We start from the raw sequence: 16,803 nt of genomic DNA, 5'->3' as shown, positions 1-16,803 counted from the left end.
AGGGGCGGGATACTGGTGTCATGCGGTTGACGGTCTTCTGGGAGCGGATGGCGGAGCACTTCGGTGCGGGGTACGCCGACACCTTCGCGCGCGATCATGTGATGGCGGAGCTCGGCGGCCGGACGGTGCGCGAGGCCCTGGACGCGGGCTGGGAGGCCAAGGACGTGTGGCGCGTGGTGTGCGCGACCATGAACGTTCCGTACGAGAACCGCTGACGGGACGGGAACTTCCGGGCGAAAGCCGCTGACCGGTCACGAAGGTCCGGGGCCGGGCACTGATTGTCGGTGGCGTGGGCGAGACTTGCACCGTGGCCCCGACAGACGAGACCGCGCAGGTCGACCAGCAGGCATCACCGTTCGGCACGACGCCGCCCACTACGCCGCCCACGCCGCCTCCCGGCGGGGACGCCGCGGCGCGGGGCTCCAGCATGCCGCGTTGGCTGCCGCGCGCGATGGTGCTCGCGCTCACCCTCATCGCCGTCTTCCAGCTGGGCAGTTGGGCGTTCCACCAGCTGATAGGCCTGTTGATCAACATCCTCATCGCGTTCTTCCTGGCGCTCGCGATCGAGCCCGCGGTGAGCTGGATGGCCTCGTACGGCATGCGCCGGGGGATGGCCACCTTCCTCGTCTTCTTCGGTCTGCTGATCGTGACCGCCGGATTCGTCGCCCTGCTCGGCTCGATGCTCGCGGGCCAGATCATCAAGATGGTGGAGGGCTTCCCCGAGTACCTGGACTCGGTGATCAACTGGATCAACTCCACGTTCCACACCGACCTGAGACGGGTGGACGTCCAGGAGAGCCTGGTCCACTCCAACTGGCTGCGGAAGTACGTGCAGAACAGTGCGACCGGTGTCCTGGACGTGTCCGCGCAGGTGCTCGGGGGTCTGTTCAAGCTGCTGACCATCACGCTGTTCTCGTTCTACTTCGCGGCCGACGGGCCGCGGCTGCGGCGCGCGCTGTGCTCCGTGCTGCCGCCCGCGCGGCAGGCCGAGGTGCTGCGGGCGTGGGAGATCGCGGTCGACAAGACCGGCGGCTATCTGTACTCGCGCGGTCTGATGGCGCTGATCTCCGGCATCGCGCACTACATCCTGCTGGAGTCCCTGGGGGTGCCCTACGCGCCCGTGCTCGCCGTCTGGGTGGGCCTGGTCTCGCAGTTCATCCCCACCATCGGCACGTATCTCGCGGGTGCGCTGCCGATGCTGATCGCCTTCACGGTCGATCCCTGGTACGCGCTCTGGGTGCTGGTCTTCGTCGTGATCTACCAGCAGTTCGAGAACTACGTGCTGCAGCCGAAACTGACCTCCAAGACCGTCGACATCCACCCCGCGGTCGCCTTCGGGTCGGTCATCGCGGGCACCGCGCTTCTCGGCGCCGTCGGTGCCCTGATCGCGATTCCCGCGGTCGCCACCCTGCAGGCCTTCCTGGGCGCCTACGTGAAGCGGTACGACGTCACGGACGACCCCCGGGTGCACGGGCGGCGGATCAGGAGATCCAGCCCCCTCCGCGCGCGACTGCGCGGGCTGTTCGGCGGATGAGGCCCTTCGGGGGTGAGGCCCGCCAGGACCGTCCCGTGACCCGCGGCGAGGCGGGTCTCACCAGGTGAGGACCGCCCAGGCCGCGGCGCCCAGGACCGTCGCCGTCCAGCAGCCGACCGCCGCGTGCATGATCCGTAGCCGCGTCCGGTCGCTCCACGCGGTACGTGACAGGAGATGGGCCAGTGCGGGCAGGACCAGCACCGCGTGCAGGCTCACGCCGTGCAGGGGCTTGAGCGGGGCCGGCGAGTGATAAGCCGCCTCCTGGTGGCCGGTACGGGTGAGGACGACACCGCGCGCGATCATCGCGGCCCCCGACAGCAGGGCGACGAGCAGGATCGCGAACCCGGAGCGCAGCGCGAGCGGCATCCCCGTGGGGCCCGCGGGCCGGTGCCGGAAGGAGGCGACGGCGAACACGGTGAGCAGCACCACCAGGACCCCGCCGCCCACGGCGAGCGTCATCGACACCGCCGTGTCGAAGCCGGTCTCCATGTTGAGGTGCGAGGGCACCCGGCGCCACGCCTGAAGGGTGATTCCGCCGACCTCCACGACACAGTCCGCGGCGAACACGACGAGCAGGACGGTGCGCAGGCGTGTTCCCACGCGCAGGTACGAGGTGACCCAGGTGAGCGCGATCAGGGTCAGTCCGAAGGAGAGGCCGAACGTCACGGGCTTGCGCCAGGAAACGGGACCGTCCCAGGGACCGCCGTCCACGGCGAGGACGACGAGGTGCGCCAGCCCGGAGAACGTCAGCACGGCACCGGTGCCGTGGCAGAGGCGCTCGGAGGGACGTGCCGCGCGCCACGCGGCACGGACACCCCTGTCCTCCCCGTCGTCCCTGCCGCCCGGACGCGGCGCCGGGACGGTGGCCGGTGGGGTGGGGCGGGCGGGCGTGTGTGTTCCGCCGGGGTGCTCCGCGCGGCTCTCCGGATGGTCCATGGGTTCAGCTTCGACGAACCGGAGCACGGGGGCGTCGTACGGCCGAAGACTCCCGCCGTACGCCGCGGAGAGTACGTGCGCGGGGCGTGCGGGGCGTACGGGGCGTACAGGGCGTGCGGGATGTGCGGGACGTGTGGGACGTCCGGGACTCGGGCTTGGCGGAGACGAATGACGCGGAGGACGCGGAAGATGTGGATGGCGCGGAGGGTGTGGCGGACGCGGAGGGCGCGGAGATCACGGGGCGGGCCGTCGGCCCCGCGACCCTGCCGGAAGCCGGGCCCCGTCCCGCACTCCCGGCAAGCGGCCGCCGCTCGCCCACGCGCAGGTGGCCGGCCCCGGCGACGCGCCCGCGTCGCCCGGACAGGGTTCGGCGCCGGGATCCGGCGGCTGTCCGACCGTGACCGTAGTCTCGGAGGTGCCGCGTGGTGCGCTTGACACCAAAATCGAACATCCATTCTTATGGAATCTCCGGCGGGGCTCATGGCGGGGATTCCGGCAGGGCTTTCGTGGAGATGTGCCCGAGTTATCCACAGGTCGGGCGGGCGTCGGGGCGCATTGTCAGTGGCAGGCGTTAGCGTCTTTGACGTGAAGCGATCGACTCAAGCAAATCGGGTGGAACCCATGGCAGGTACTGACCGCGAGAAGGCGCTCGACGCCGCGCTCGCACAGATTGAACGGCAATTCGGCAAGGGCGCGGTGATGCGCCTGGGCGAGCGCCCGAACGAGCCCATCGAGGTCATCCCCACCGGGTCGACCGCGCTCGACGTGGCCCTCGGTGTCGGCGGCCTGCCGCGCGGCCGGGTGGTGGAGGTGTACGGCCCGGAGTCCTCCGGCAAGACGACGCTGACGCTGCACGCGGTGGCGAACGCGCAGAAGGCCGGCGGCCAGGTGGCCTTCGTGGACGCCGAGCACGCCCTCGACCCCGAGTACGCGAAGAAGCTCGGCGTCGACATCGACAACCTGATCCTGTCCCAGCCGGACAACGGCGAGCAGGCTCTGGAAATCGTGGACATGCTCGTGCGCTCCGGCGCGCTCGACCTCATCGTCATCGACTCCGTCGCCGCCCTGGTGCCGCGCGCGGAGATCGAGGGCGAGATGGGCGACTCCCACGTGGGTCTGCAGGCCCGTCTGATGAGCCAGGCCCTGCGCAAGATCACCAGCGCGCTCAACCAGTCGAAGACCACCGCGATCTTCATCAACCAGCTCCGCGAGAAGATCGGCGTGATGTTCGGTTCGCCGGAGACCACGACGGGTGGCCGGGCGCTGAAGTTCTACGCCTCGGTGCGTCTCGACATCCGTCGCATCGAGACGCTGAAGGACGGCACGGACGCGGTCGGCAACCGCACCCGCGTCAAGGTCGTCAAGAACAAGGTCGCGCCCCCCTTCAAGCAGGCCGAGTTCGACATCCTCTACGGGCACGGCATCAGCCGCGAGGGCGGCCTGATCGACATGGGCGTGGAGCACGGCTTCGTGCGCAAGGCCGGCGCCTGGTACACGTACGAGGGCGACCAGCTCGGCCAGGGCAAGGAGAACGCGCGCAACTTCCTGAAGGACAACCCCGATCTCGCGAACGAGATCGAGAGGAAGATCAAGGAGAAGCTGGGCGTCGGCGTGAGGCCGGCGGAGCCCACCGCCGAGCCGGGCGCGGACGCGGCGGCCCCGACCGCCCCGACCGCCCCGGACGAGACCGCGAAGGCGGTACCGGCCCCGGCGGTCAAGACCACCAAGTCCAAGGCCGCGGCGGCCAAGAGCTAGTCCATGACGCGACGAACCGACTGGGCCGAGTACGCCGACCCCGCGCCACCGGAGGGGCGGGGGCACGGGGGACGCGGTGATTCGGTCGGAGACGGTGCAAGTGCCCACGGCGGGGCGTACGGCTCCGACGGGTTCCTCGGCGGGGAACCCGACGGACCGGACGGCGGGGGCCGTTGGAGCGAAGGCTCCCGCGGCCGTCCCGGGCGCGGCGGCACGGACGGTCCGGCGGGCTCCGGCGACGGTCCGGCGGACCCGCGCGGTGCGTCGGCCGACGGTTCACGCCGTGGCGGTGCCGGGCGGCGCGGCGACGGAGGGCCGCGCGGTGGACGAGGGCGTCGGAGGAACGGCGGTTTCGGTGAGCCGTCCGGCGACCCACAGGATGGAGGCACTCCTACCTCGTCGAGGGCCGAGAAGGGGGAGCCCCCAGGGGACCCGGCTGAGCGGGCGCGGGCGATCTGTCTGCGCCTGCTCACCGGGACCCCGCGTACGCGCAAACAGCTCGCGGACGCGCTGCGCAAGCGTGAGATCCCCGACGAGGTGGCGGACGAGGTCCTGTCACGGTTCGAGGAGGTCGGCCTGATCAACGACGGCGCCTTCGCGGACGCCTGGGTGGAGTCCCGGCACCACGGCCGGGGTCTGGCCCGGCGGGCCCTCGCGCGGGAGCTGCGGACCAAGGGCGTGGACTCGACGCTCATCGACGAGGCCGTCGGACAGCTCGACTCCGAGCAGGAGGAGACGACGGCGCGTGAACTCGTCGCCCGCAAGCTGCGTTCCACGCGTGGCCTCGACCGCGACAAGCGGCTGCGCCGTCTCGCGGGCATGCTCGCCCGCAAGGGCTACTCCGAAGGCATGGCCCTGCGGGTGGTCCGCCAGGCATTGGAGGAAGAGGGTGAGGACACGGAGGGGCTCGGGGACGAGGGGTTCTGACCCGGCCGGGTGGCGGGCACGGGGTTCCGGCACGGCGGGGATTCCGGGCGCGGGACTCCGGTCCTGCAGGGATACCGGCCCTACGGGATTCCGGGCACGCGGTCGCGAACAGGAGCCAGGTGTGAACAGAAGTCAGCGGTAAGGGGCGGCACGCCACAGTGAGCGCCCCCGACAGCGGAGGGCACCCACCACGGCGGAACCACCTGAATCACTGGAACCATCGGAACCACCAGAACCACAAGGACTACCGGGGCGGTGCCGTCACCGGTAGACCGGCCGCCCTCCACGCCTGGAATCCTCCGACCAGATCGGTCGCCCCGCGCAGCCCCAGCCGGCGCAGGGACACGGCAGCGAGGCTGGAGGCGTATCCCTCGTTGCAGATCACCACGACCCGCAGATCGTGGCTGGTGGCCTCGGGGACGCGGTGGCTGCCCCGAGGGTCGAGCCGCCACTCCAGTTCGTTGCGTTCGATGACGAGGGCACCGGGGATCAGCCCGTCGCGGTCACGCAGGGCGGCGTACCGGATGTCGACGAGAAGGGCACCGTCCGCCCGCGCGGCGTCGTACGCCTCCTCGGCCTCCACCCGGTCGAGTTCCGAGCGGGCCTCCTCCAGCAACGCGTCGATGCCCAGCGGGCCCCGGGCGTGGTCGCTCGGATCGCTCACTGCCAGTCCTCCGGTCGTTCGACCTGTTCGAGACGGAGGATCTGCCCGGTACGGCTGTAGCGGCGGATCCGGGGGAGCGGTGGGTAGTACGCGTGGACGGAGATCGCGTGCTCCTCGGCGGAGACGTTGAGCACCTCGTGCACATGGTGGTGGCCGAAGGTACGGCCCCGGCCGGTCGGCAGCCGCCGCTCGCGGTCGACACCCTCCGTCAGTTCGAGGGTCTTCCAGCCGTCGGTGGGCAGTCGTGCGGCGAGCGAGTACTCCCTCAGCTCACCGGCCGCGGTGACGAAGGCACCGACCGAGTCCGCGTGGTCGTGCCAGCCGGTTCCGGTGCCGGGGGGCCAGCCGATGAGCCAGGCCTCGCTGCCGCCCGGGCCCTCCAGGCGGACCCAGGTACGGCCCTGGGGGTCGAGCGGAAGTGAGGCGACCAACTCGGTGTCGGCGGCGGCGCGGCGCACGAAGTCGAGCAGGTCGGCCTGCGAGGGAGCTTGTGGGGGCGCTGAGACAGAGGGGGACACAGACACTTGTACCGTCCTGGGGTTCGCGTGGGGCGCGCGGCAGCAATAAGGGCGCGCACGGGGAGAGGGGGAGCGAATTCAGCAGGACGGTCGACACACGCAGCCCGCATAGCGGATGAGGTCCATATGGACCCTCCGCCACAGGCGCACACAGGTGTCGGTCACGATCCGGAGTACACCATGGCGGTTCGGACCGGTCAACTCACTGTCACTATGTGGACCCACCGGTCACCCCGGGTGGCCCGACGGATTTCGGGCCGGCGGGACACCGGCCGACGAGTGCGGCGGGCGCGGACGAACTCGGTCCGCGGGCTCACCGGTGACGGTGACGCGGAAGAACCGGAGGTCCGGGCGGCCCTGGCGGCCGGCCGCACGCCCGCGCGTTCGACCCACGGGCAGCCGGGGGCCACCCCCGAGGCGGCCCGGCCCGGCGGCCACGCGGACGGGCTTTCGCGGCGTACACCTCGTCACTGCGTGCGATCCCTCACGTGTGCGGTGCGTCACGGTGGGTGCGTCACGGTGGTGCGGACCGGGCCCGGGAGCGTGTCCGCGAGATGTCGCGGGGGACCGCCGCGACCCATGGGCGCAGGGGCTGTCACGGACGTCGCGGGTGTCACCGGCGCCGTGGGTGCGGCGGGTGTCACGGACGCGGCGGGTGCCGTGGGTGGCACCGACGCGTGGGTGCGGCGGGAGGCACCGGCGCCATGGGTGTCAGACCGTCAGGTTCCGGCGGGTGCGGGCGAGTTCGGTTTCGGGCGGCGCCGCGGCAGGGCGGCCCGGTCGTCAGCCCGCGCGCACCGTGTTGTCCGCCCTCGCCTCCCGCTCCGACTCGGCCGCCACCCCGGGCGGACCGCCCAGCGCCGTCTCGGCCGCCGCGTACAGGTCGGCCGGGCGCACTCCGCTCAACGCGGTCACCAGATGGCCGTCGGGGCGCACCAGCAGCACACTGTGCGCGGCCGCGCCGGGGTAGCTCTCGGCCACCAGGAGTTCGGCGGGGTGGGGCAGCGCGGTCACGGCGGCCGCGAGCCGGGGCATGATCCCGGCCGTCACCCAGTGCTTCCGCTCCCACACCCCCGTACCGGGCGCGATCAGTACGACCAGCAGGACACCGCGTCCGAGCCGGTCCCGCAGCGGTACGAACGTGCCGTCCTCCGCGGTCACCCGTACGTCGACGACCGGCGCACCGGGCGCCGTGTCCACCGGGGTCTCCGACTCGGAGGGGCGAGGCGCCAGCGGTGAGTCCGCGTACGTCCCGGGCCTGCCCAGCGGGCCGCGTCCCAGGTGCCCGTCCGTCAGCATGACGTCGTGGCCGCGGGCCGAGCCGGGCACGTACGCCCGCAGCCCGCCGCCGCCGCGCAGCAGCGGAAGCGCCTGGTCGGCGGCGCGCAGCCGGGCGGCGACGACGGCGCGCCGCTCCACCTGATAGCTGTCGAGCAGCGCCTCGTGCGGGCCGTGGTGCCAGGCCACCGCCAGCTTCCAGGCGAGGTTGTCGGCGTCCCGCAGGCCCTCGTCCAGGCCCTGGGTGCCGAGTGCGCCGAGCAGGTGGGCGGCGTCGCCGGCCAGGAACACCCGGCCGGACCGCCACCGGCGCGCGAGGCGGTGATGGACGGTGTGGACGCCGGTGTCGAGCAGTTCGTAGGGGGGTGTGGGGCCGCCGCTCCAGCCCGCGAGGGTCTCCCGGACGCGCGTCACCAGCAGGTCGGGGGTGACCAGGTCCTTGCCGGGCGGCAGCAGCCAGTCCAGACGCCACACGTCGTCGGCGAGGGGGCGGGCCGTCACCTCGCCGGCCGAGGGGCCCGAGGTCCGCCACGGTGGCATGCGGTGCAGCAACGCTTCGCCCGGCCAGGGCAGTTCCGTGCGCAGAGCCGCCACGGCGTGCCGTTCGACGGCCGTGCGCCCGGGGAAGCGGATGTCCTGGAGCTTGCGCACGGTCGAGCGCGGACCGTCGCAGCCGACCAGGTAACTGCCCCGCCACCAGGTGCCGTTGGAGCCACGGGTGTGCGCGGTGACGCCCGAGGTCTCCTGTTCGACGGAGACGAGGCGGCTGTTGACGGCGAGTTTGATCAGCCGCTCGTGGGCGATGGCCTCGCGCAGGGCGGTCGTCAGGGTGTGCTGGGTGAGATGCAGGGGGGCGGACAGCTCGGCGTCCGTGAAGTCCGGCGCACCCCCCTTCGAGCCCTGCGCGCTCCCCTTCAGGGCGCGCGCGCTCCCTTTCGCGCCGTGCACGCCGTACGCGGTGCCGCTTCCGGTCTCGCGTGCCGTGCTTCCGGAAACCTCCGGATCCGCGTCGAGGTCCAGCGCGCCGGCGAACGATCCCGCCGCGTCGAACCTGATCTCGCGCATCACCTGCTTGCGCCGCATCGACCGCCATCCGGCCCAACGGAACCCGGCGCCGGCGAGCGGGAGGCCGGTCAGCCGCTCGACGAGCGCGGCGGTGTCCTCGCGCAGTACCACCGTCCGCGCGAGCCGTTGTTCGTCCTTGCCGGGCCCCTCGTCGAGCACCACGGACGGGACTTCCTGGCGGGCCAGCGCCAGGGAGAGGGCAAGGCCCACGGGCCCCGCTCCGGCAATGATCACCGGGTCCACGGCGCGCGGCCTCCCGCCCGGAGCGGCGTCTTCGGGGACGTGAGGGAAAGGGCAGTTGGAGCGGGGTGCACGATCACAGAACGTATGCAACCCATTGCCGCTGCTTGCGTCAAGTGACGGGGGCGGTGGTGATCATGCCGTTGCCCCCGTTCGCACCGGTCCGGGATGAGGCCGCGTCAGACGGTGACGCCGCCGCCCGCGCCGGCCGCCTCCGTGCCCGCGACCGCGGCCGGCGGAACCGTCGCGCCCGTCGACTTCTTGCCGCGCCGCAGCCTTCCCTCCAGCCAGCTCGCGAAGCTCGTGAGGCCGAAGTTGAGCGCGATGAAGACCAGGGCCACGACGGTGAAGCTGGCGATGGTGTTCGCGCCGTAGTACGCGCTCATCGGGCCGACGGAGGCGAGCAGCTCGGGGAAGGTGAGGACCGCGCCGCCGATCGCGGTGTCCTTCACGATCACGACGAGCTGGCTGACGATCGCCGGAAGCATCGCGGTGACCGCCTGCGGCAGCAGGATGAACCGCATGACCTGGTTCTTGCGCAGACCGACGGCCATGGCCGCCTCGGACTGCCCCTTGGGCAGTGACAGGATGCCCGCGCGGACGATCTCCGCGAGCACCGAGGAGTTGTAGAGCACCAGTCCCGTGACGACCGCGTAGAACGGACGGTCGTCCGAGCTGATGTCCGTGTACGAGGAGTACGCGGCGACGGCGAAGATCATGAGGACCAGCACCGGGATGGCGCGGAAGAACTCCACGACCGAGGCCGCCGGGACGCGTATCCAGACATGGTCGGAGAGCCGGGCGATACCGAACACGGCGCCGAGCGGCAGGGCGATGACCATGGACAGGGCCGCGGCCTTTAGGGTGTTCTTCAGCCCCGGCCAGAGATAGGTGCTCCAGGCCTCGCCGTGGACGAAGGGCTTCCACTTCTCCCAGGCGAGCTGGTCCTTGTCGTCGAGGCTGGTGAACACCCACCACAGCACGGCCGCGAAGGCGACCAGGAACAGCGCCGAGTAGAGGAGGTTGCGCCGCTTGGCACGGGGGCCCTGGGCGTCGTACAGGACGGACGTCATCGCTTCACCGCCACCTTCTTGCCCACCCAGCCGAGGAGAAGGCCGGTCGGCAGCGTCAGACATATGAACCCGAAGGCGAAGACGGCCGAGACCGCGCCGAGTTGGGCCTCGTTCTCGATCATGGACTTCATCAGGGTGGCCGCTTCGGCGACGCCGATCGCGGCCGCCACCGTGGTGTTCTTGGTCAGGGCGATCAGCACGTTCGTCAGCGGGCCGACGACCGAACGGAAAGCCTGCGGCAGCACTATCAGTGTCAGCACCTGGGTGAAGTTCAGACCGATCGCGCGGGCCGCCTCCGCCTGGCCGACGGGCACGGTGTTGATGCCGGAACGCAGCGCCTCGCAGACGAACGCCGAGGTGTAGGCGATCAGACCGACCACGGCGAGCCGGAAGTTGATGGTGTCGAAGTTGTCCGAGCCGAGAGTGACGTTCAGGGTCTGGTTGAGGCCCAGCGACGTGAACAGGATGATCACGGTCAGCGGGATGTTCCGCACGGTGTTCACATAGGCGGTGCCGAAACCGCGCATGAGGGGCACCGGGCCGACCCGCATGGCGGCCAGCATCGTTCCCCAGATCAGGGAGCCGACGGCTGAGAGGACGGTGAGTTTCACCGTCACCCAGAAGGCTCCCAGCAGGTCGTAACCTTGAAGAAAGTCGAACACGATCTCCCGCGCTTCCGCGTGTGGTGGTGCCCGGGTGCGCCGCCCCCGAGGGCGGCGCACCGGCGGGCCCTACATCAGCTGACGATGTTGCCGATCTTCGGCGCAGGCTCGTTCTTGTACTGCGCCGGGCCGAAGTTGGCCGTCACGGCCTTCTCCCAGGAACCGTCGGAGACCATGGACTCCAGAGCCGTGTTGATCTTGGCCTTGAGGGCGCTGCCCTTCTTGACGCCGATGCCGTAGTTCTCGTTGGACATCTTGAAGCCGCCGAGCTTGAACCTGCCCTTGAAGGTCGCCTGCGAGGCGTAGCCGGCGAGGATCGAGTCGTCCGTGGTCAGGGCGTCGATCGCCTTGTTCTGCAGACCGGTCAGACAGGCCGAGTACGTCGGGTACTTCTGGAGCTGGGCCTTGGGCGCGAGCTTGTCGTGCACGTTCTGCGCCGAGGTCGAACCGGTCACCGAGCACAGCTTCTTGCTGTTGAGGTCCGACGGCGACTTGATCGTGTCGTCGTCGGCACGGATCAGGACGTCCTGGTGCGCGAGCAGGTAGGGGCCGGCGAAGTCGACCTTCTGCTGGCGCTCCGGGGTGATCGAGTAGGAGGCGGCGATGAAGTCGACGTCACCGCGCGAGAGCGCGTTCTCGCGGTCGGCGCTCTTCGTCTCCTTCCACTTGATCTGGTCGGCGGCGTAGCCCAGCTTCTTGGCCACGTACGTGGCCACGTCGACGTCGAAGCCCGAATAGCCCTGGGGCGTCTTCTGCCCGATGCCCGGCTGGTCGAACTTGATGCCGATGGTGATCTCCTTGCCGCCGCCGGAGGAGTCGCCGTCCTTCTTGTCGTCCGAACCGCAGGCCGTGGCGGTCACGGCGAGCGAGAGCACGACGGCCGCGGCGGCCGTGACCTTACGGAGCTTCATGGTGAACATCCTTTGCGTGGGGAGGAGTTGCAGGTCTTCAGGCAGGGTCTTCGGGCAGGGTCTTCAGGCAGGGACCCCGGACAGGGCCGTCAGGCGAAGGCTTCGGTGAGGACCGTCGGTCCGGCGGCGGACTTCGGTGAGGAAGCGGCGCGGGCCGTCAGTGGTGGAGGATCTTCGACAGGAAGTCCTTGGCGCGGTCGCTGCGCGGATTGCTGAAGAACTGGTCCGGCACAGCCTCTTCGACGATGCGGCCGTCGGACATGAAGACGACCCTGTTGGCAGCCGAACGAGCGAAGCCCATCTCGTGGGTGACGACGACCATGGTCATGCCGTCGCGCGCGAGTTGCTGCATGACCTCGAGCACCTCATTGATCATCTCGGGGTCGAGCGCCGAGGTCGGCTCGTCGAAGAGCATGACCTTGGGGTCCATCGCCAGCGCCCGCGCGATCGCGACACGCTGCTGCTGGCCGCCCGAGAGCTGGGCGGGGTACTTGTCGGCCTGCGTGCCCACGCCCACCCGGTCGAGCAGCGCGCGGGCCTTCTCCTCGGCCGCCTTCTTGTCGGCCCTGCGGACCTTGATCTGCCCCAGCATCACGTTCTGGAGCACCGTCTTGTGCGCGAAGAGGTTGAAGGACTGGAAGACCATGCCCACGTCGGCGCGCAACCGGGCGAGCGCCTTGCCCTCCTCGGGCAGCGGCTTGCCGTCGATCGTGATGTCGCCCGAATCGATCGTCTCCAGGCGGTTGATGGTGCGGCACAGGGTGGACTTCCCGGACCCGGAGGGCCCGATGACCACGACGACCTCGCCACGGGCGATCGTCAGGTCGATGTCCTGGAGCACGTGCAACGCGCCGAAGTGCTTGTTGACGCTCTTCAGGACGACCAGGTCCTCGGTCGCGGCCACGGCATCCTTGGCCACCGATACTTCGGTCATCGCTCTGGGGCTCCGTCCTCCTCGGTTTCGGAGGACAGTAGTGAGCCCGTGCGACCAGCGTCATTACATCTGAGGGGAACTTGAGCATCACGATCGGATAGCAATCGGACACGTGTCGTAGCCGCACGCGGACGCCCGGTGCGTGCCGGTGCGCGGCAGGGTACCGGCTGGGTAACGGAAACCCTCCGCAACCGGAACCCCCTTGACGCCGTCCTTGTCCATCGGCGTGACTTCCAGGGGGCACGCGCGTGCCCCCTGGTTGTACAAACCGAGACTGTTTGAAGTTGTACGAGTTGAGGCCGTACGCGGCTGTTCCGGCCGCGACGGCGGGAACGAAGGACACGAACGAAACGACCGTGCGAACGAAGTGCCGTACGCGCCAAGAACCGGGGCGGACGACCGATGGACCGGAGGGGGCCGGAATGAGACTGCTGCTCGTCGAGGACGACAACCACGTCGCCGCCGCCCTGTCCGCGGTGCTGGCACGTCACGGCTTCGAGGTCACGCACGCCCGCAGCGGCGAGGAGGCTCTCCAGGCCCTGGTCCCCGAGAGCGACGGCTTCGGCGTCGTCCTGCTCGACCTGGGCCTGCCCGACCAGGACGGCTACGAGGTCTGCGGCAAGATCCGCAAACGCACCAGCACCCCGGTGATCATGGTCACGGCCCGCTCCGACGTGCGCTCCCGCATCCACGGCCTCAACCTCGGCGCCGACGACTACGTCGTGAAGCCGTACGACACCGGTGAACTGCTCGCCCGTATCCACGCCGTCAGCCGCCGCAGCGCCCCCGACGAGACGGGGGCCGCCGGTGACGGCGCCCTGCGGCTCGGCCAGGTCCGCATCGAACTGCCCACCCGCCAGGTCAGCGTGGGCGGTTCGGTCGTCCAGCTGACCCGCAAGGAGTTCGACCTGCTCGCGTTGCTCGCCCAGCGGCCCGGAGTGGTCTTCCGGCGGGAACAGATCATCAGCGAGGTCTGGCGCACCAGTTGGGAGGGGACCGGGCGCACCCTGGAGGTGCACGTCGCGTCCCTGCGCTCCAAACTGCGGATGCCGGCGCTGATCGAGACCGTGCGCGGTGTGGGGTACCGCCTCGTCGCCCCCACGTCGTAGCGTGCACCGTGCGCACCCGCCTGCTTCCCCTGCTCATCGTCCTGATGGCCGCCGTGCTGCTCGCGCTCGGCATCCCGCTCGCCGGGAGCGTCGCGGCCGCCGAGCAGCAGCGCGTGGTGGTCGACCGCATCGACGACACGGCGCGTTTCGCCGCCCTGGCGCAGTTCGTCACCGACCAGCCGACGGGTCCCCGGGTGAACGCCGTCGACGAGCGCCGGCAGACCCTGATCAAGGAACTCGCCGCGTACTACGACGTGTACGGCATCCGCACGGGCGTCTTCTACCGCAACCTCGCCGTCATGGCCAACGCGCCGGAGACCCTGTACCTGCCCGCGGACGGGGAGGGCCGCGAGGCCTTCAACGAGGCGCTCCTCGGCCGCCGCAGCCACGACCCGGAGCAGGTCTGGCCCTGGCAGCGCCACCGGCTCGTCGTGGCGTCGCCGGTCATCCGGGACGGTGACGTCATCGCCGTCGTCGTCACCGACTCGCCCACCGGGCAGATGCGTTCGAAGATCCTGCACGGCTGGCTGATCATCGGCGCGGGCGAGATCGCCGCGATGCTCCTCGCCCTCGGCGCGGCGCTGCGGCTGACCGGCTGGGTGCTCAGGCCGGTGCGCGTCCTCGACGCCACCACCCACGACATCGCGACCGGACGCCTGAAGTCCCGGGTGGCGGCGGCCGGTGGACCGCCCGAACTCAGGCGTCTGGCACGGTCGTTCAACGAGATGGCGGACAACGTCGAGGACGTCCTGGAGCAGCAGCGGGCCTTCGTCGCCGACGCCTCGCACCAACTGCGCAACCCGCTCTCGGCGTTGCTGCTGCGCATCGAACTGCTCGCCCTCGAACTGCCGGAGGGCAACGAGGAGATCGCGTCCGTACGCACCGAGGGCAAGCGGCTCGCCGAGGTCCTGGACGACCTGCTCGACCTCGCGCTCGCCGAGCACGCCGAGGCGGACCTGCGGCTCACCGACATCGGCGAGCTGACGGCCGAGCGCGTCGCCTCCTGGTCACCCCTCGCGGACAGCGTGGGCGTACGGCTGACCGGCATCTGCCCGGCCACCACCGCCTGGGCCGACCCGGTCACGCTGTCCAGCGCCCTGGACGCGGTGATAGACAACGCCCTGAAGTTCACGCCGGAGGGGGAGAGCGTCGAGGTGGAGGTCTCCTCGAACGGCGAGGTCTCGAAGGTCGTCGTCACCGACCGCGGGCCGGGCCTGAGCGACGAGGAACTCGCCCGCATCGGCGACCGCTTCTGGCGCAGCGCCGGCCACCAGAACATCAAGGGCTCCGGCCTCGGCCTGTCCATCTCGGGGGTCCTGCTCTCGGCCGGCGGCGGCTCCCTCTCCTACACCCGTCACGAGCCGCGGGGGCTGAAGGTCACGGTGACCGTGCCGAGGTCCGAACCGGCGTCCTGACGCCCGCCGGATTCCGGCCGGGAGACCTTCCCGGACCGGTGTCACCGCGGCCTACGGCTTGACCGAGCGGTAGTAGCGCCGGGCGCCCTCGTGGAGGGGCAGCGGGTCCGTGTAGATGGCCGTGCGCAGGTCCACCAGCTGGGCCGCGTGCACCTGGGAGCCGATGCGGTCACGGCTGTTGATCACCGTACGGGTGAGTTCCTCCGTCAGCCGCGGGTCCGAGTCCTCCCGGGTGATCAGGAAGTTCGCCACCGCCAGCGTCTGCACGGAACCGCCCTGCTGCGCGGCGGGGTAGGCGTCGGCGGGCATCACGGCGGCCCGGTAGTAGCGGGAGGCGCCACCCTGCGCGTGCAGCTTGGCGACCAGGTCGCTGCCGATCGGCACCAGCCTGATGGCGAAGTCGTCCGAGAGCTTCTGTACGGCGCTGGTGGGCAGGCCGCCCGACCAGAAGAAGGCGTCGATCCTGTGGTGTTCGAGCAGGTCGGGCATGGTTCCGATGCCGTCGGAGGAGGGCTTGATGTCCTTCTTCGGATCGAGGCCGGCCGCCTGGAGCACATGCTCCGCTATCAGCCGTACCCCGGAACCGTCCGGCCCGACGGCGACCTTCCTGCCCCGCAGGTCGGCCACCGACCTGACGGACGAGGAGCGCGGGACCACCAGGTGCACGTAGTCGTCGTAGAGCCGCGCGCAGCCGCGCAGCCGGCCCGCGCCCGGCTTGTCCTCCAGCAGGTACGTCTCCACGGCGTCGGCCGCCGCGATGGTGAAGTCGGCCTGTCCCGTCGCCACACGGCGCACGTTCTCCTGCGAGCCGTCACTGTTCTTCAGACGTACGTCCAGGCGTGGCATGTCCTTGGCGATCGCGCCCTGCAGGAGCACGCCGTACTTCTGGTAGACCCCCGTGGGCGTGCCCGTACTGAAAGTGATCGATCCGCCCGGCGACTCCTCGCCCAGCGGCAGCAGCCACCAGAGCAGCAGCCCGACCACCGCGAACGCGGCCGCCGAGCCGAACAGCGCGCGGCGCCTGCCGATGCGGGGGAGTGCCTGGAACATGCGCGCGATCCTGCCAGCCCGGGGACCCTCCTGGCCAGGGCGGGACGGACGGGGGGAGGCGCGGCGGGTCGGTAGGGTCGGACGATGCAGTCCTCTTCATCCGCGCCGACCCCCGATCCGGCGTCCGCGGGGTCCCCGGCCTCCCCGGCGTCCGCGGGGTCCCCGGCCTCCCCGGCGTCCGCCGCCTCTCCGGGCGCCGAGACCTCTCCGGGCTCGCCGGGCTCGCCGGGCTCTCCGGGCTCGCCGGGCTCTCCGGGCTCGCCGGGCGCCGAGGCGTCGCCGGGCTCTCCGCGGTCCTCGGCCGGCTCACCCTCGGTTGTTCCCTCGCCCGCCGAACTGGTCCGCGCGTTCCACCGCGCCTTCGGACTCGCCACCCGCAGCACTCCGGCGGAGGTCTCCCCGGCGCTGGCCGCCCACCGGGGTGAGCTGCTCGCCGAGGAGGCCGCCGAAGTGGCCGAGGTCTCGGTCACGGGACCGCTGGACCGGCTGGCGCACGAGCTGGCCGACGTGGTGTATGTGGCGTACGGCACCGCACTCGTCCACGGCATCGACCTCGACCAGGTGATCGCCGAGATCCACCGGTCCAACATGACGAAGCTGGGGCCGGACGGCCAGGTCTCCCGCCGTGCCGACGGCAAGGTCCTCAAGGGGGAGCACTACCGCGCGCCGGACGTGACGGCGGTGCTGCGCGGGCAGGGGTGGCGGGGCGCGGACACCTGAGCCCCCTGCCCG

Annotated in this window: 17 protein-coding genes; 7 read left to right on the top strand and 10 right to left on the bottom strand. The window is 70.9% G+C overall.

The annotated features are described in order from the left end of the window. The first annotated feature begins 20 nt into the window (after positions 1-20). The gene (locus GFH48_RS11830) at positions 21-215 is read left to right on the top strand and encodes a DUF3046 domain-containing protein (protein WP_153288232.1); all 195 of its coding nucleotides are present in this window, start codon (positions 21-23) and stop codon (positions 213-215) included. A gap of 92 nt (positions 216-307) precedes the next feature. Next, positions 308-1,534, top strand: coding sequence for an AI-2E family transporter (locus GFH48_RS11825; RefSeq protein ID WP_153288231.1), 1,227 nt, complete (start codon positions 308-310; stop codon positions 1,532-1,534). A gap of 57 nt (positions 1,535-1,591) precedes the next feature. Here GFH48_RS11825 and GFH48_RS11820 read toward each other — a convergent pair whose 3' ends face one another. After that, complete coding sequence (locus GFH48_RS11820; RefSeq protein WP_228120526.1) at positions 1,592-2,470, bottom strand: hypothetical protein; 879 nt, start codon at positions 2,468-2,470, stop codon at positions 1,592-1,594. Positions 2,471-3,091: 621 nt separating this feature from the next. Between GFH48_RS11820 and recA the strand changes: the two genes are divergently transcribed. Further along, the gene (gene recA / locus GFH48_RS11815; protein ID WP_153288230.1) at positions 3,092-4,225 is read left to right on the top strand and encodes a recombinase RecA; all 1,134 of its coding nucleotides are present in this window, start codon (positions 3,092-3,094) and stop codon (positions 4,223-4,225) included. Positions 4,226-4,228: 3 nt separating this feature from the next. Further along, positions 4,229-5,152: a recombination regulator RecX gene (gene recX, locus GFH48_RS11810; RefSeq protein WP_153288229.1), complete on the top strand. Its 924-nt coding sequence runs from the start codon at positions 4,229-4,231 to the stop codon at positions 5,150-5,152. Between the two features lie 244 nt (positions 5,153-5,396). On the opposite strand, the gene GFH48_RS11805 is transcribed toward recX, so the two are convergent. From GFH48_RS11805 to GFH48_RS11775, 8 genes are all read right to left on the bottom strand, one after another. Further along, a complete protein-coding gene (locus GFH48_RS11805; protein ID WP_194280561.1) occupies positions 5,397-5,816 on the bottom strand; it encodes a rhodanese-like domain-containing protein in 420 nt (139 codons plus the stop codon). Further along, positions 5,813-6,340: a cupin domain-containing protein gene (locus GFH48_RS11800; RefSeq protein ID WP_153288227.1), complete on the bottom strand. Its 528-nt coding sequence runs from the start codon at positions 6,338-6,340 to the stop codon at positions 5,813-5,815. Before GFH48_RS11800 ends, GFH48_RS11805 begins: the two co-directional genes overlap by 4 nt. Positions 6,341-6,412: 72 nt before the next feature. After that, positions 6,413-6,484: a putative leader peptide gene (locus GFH48_RS39905; RefSeq protein ID WP_322747027.1), complete on the bottom strand. Its 72-nt coding sequence runs from the start codon at positions 6,482-6,484 to the stop codon at positions 6,413-6,415. Between the two features lie 633 nt (positions 6,485-7,117). Beyond that, positions 7,118-8,920: an FAD-dependent monooxygenase gene (locus tag GFH48_RS11795; RefSeq protein WP_153288226.1), complete on the bottom strand. Its 1,803-nt coding sequence runs from the start codon at positions 8,918-8,920 to the stop codon at positions 7,118-7,120. Between the two features lie 176 nt (positions 8,921-9,096). After that, positions 9,097-9,990: an amino acid ABC transporter permease gene (locus GFH48_RS11790; RefSeq protein WP_153288225.1), complete on the bottom strand. Its 894-nt coding sequence runs from the start codon at positions 9,988-9,990 to the stop codon at positions 9,097-9,099. Then, positions 9,987-10,652 carry an amino acid ABC transporter permease gene (locus tag GFH48_RS11785; protein ID WP_153288224.1) on the bottom strand — a complete coding sequence of 222 codons (666 nt, stop codon included), beginning with the start codon at positions 10,650-10,652 and terminating at the stop codon, positions 9,987-9,989. Before GFH48_RS11785 ends, GFH48_RS11790 begins: the two co-directional genes overlap by 4 nt. Before the next feature lie 74 nt (positions 10,653-10,726). Beyond that, positions 10,727-11,563, bottom strand: a complete 837-nt coding sequence (locus GFH48_RS11780) for a glutamate ABC transporter substrate-binding protein (RefSeq protein ID WP_153288223.1) — start codon at positions 11,561-11,563, stop codon at positions 10,727-10,729. 157 nt (positions 11,564-11,720) lie between these two features. After that, on the bottom strand, positions 11,721-12,497 hold the full coding sequence (locus tag GFH48_RS11775) for an amino acid ABC transporter ATP-binding protein (protein ID WP_153288222.1): 777 nt from the start codon (positions 12,495-12,497) through the stop codon (positions 11,721-11,723). A 422-nt stretch (positions 12,498-12,919) separates the two neighbouring features. Here GFH48_RS11775 and GFH48_RS11770 point away from each other — a divergent pair, with 422 nt between their 5' ends. Continuing rightward, entirely contained in the window at positions 12,920-13,606 is a 687-nt protein-coding gene (locus tag GFH48_RS11770; protein ID WP_153288221.1) for a response regulator transcription factor, read from the top strand. A gap of 8 nt (positions 13,607-13,614) precedes the next feature. Continuing rightward, positions 13,615-15,021: a sensor histidine kinase gene (locus GFH48_RS11765; protein ID WP_153288220.1), complete on the top strand. Its 1,407-nt coding sequence runs from the start codon at positions 13,615-13,617 to the stop codon at positions 15,019-15,021. A gap of 51 nt (positions 15,022-15,072) precedes the next feature. Here GFH48_RS11765 and GFH48_RS11760 read toward each other — a convergent pair whose 3' ends face one another. Continuing rightward, positions 15,073-16,071 (bottom strand): TAXI family TRAP transporter solute-binding subunit, encoded by a 999-nt coding sequence (locus GFH48_RS11760; RefSeq protein WP_153288219.1) that lies wholly within the window; start codon positions 16,069-16,071, stop codon positions 15,073-15,075. 336 nt (positions 16,072-16,407) lie between these two features. Here GFH48_RS11760 and GFH48_RS11755 point away from each other — a divergent pair, with 336 nt between their 5' ends. Further along, entirely contained in the window at positions 16,408-16,791 is a 384-nt protein-coding gene (locus GFH48_RS11755) for a pyrophosphohydrolase domain-containing protein (RefSeq protein ID WP_153292866.1), read from the top strand. The last annotated feature ends 12 nt before the right edge of the window (positions 16,792-16,803 follow it).

This window comes from Streptomyces fagopyri (assembly GCF_009498275.1).
GTDB lineage: Bacteria > Actinomycetota > Actinomycetes > Streptomycetales > Streptomycetaceae > Streptomyces > Streptomyces fagopyri.
This window is presented reverse-complemented; position numbering and strand designations above follow the sequence as displayed.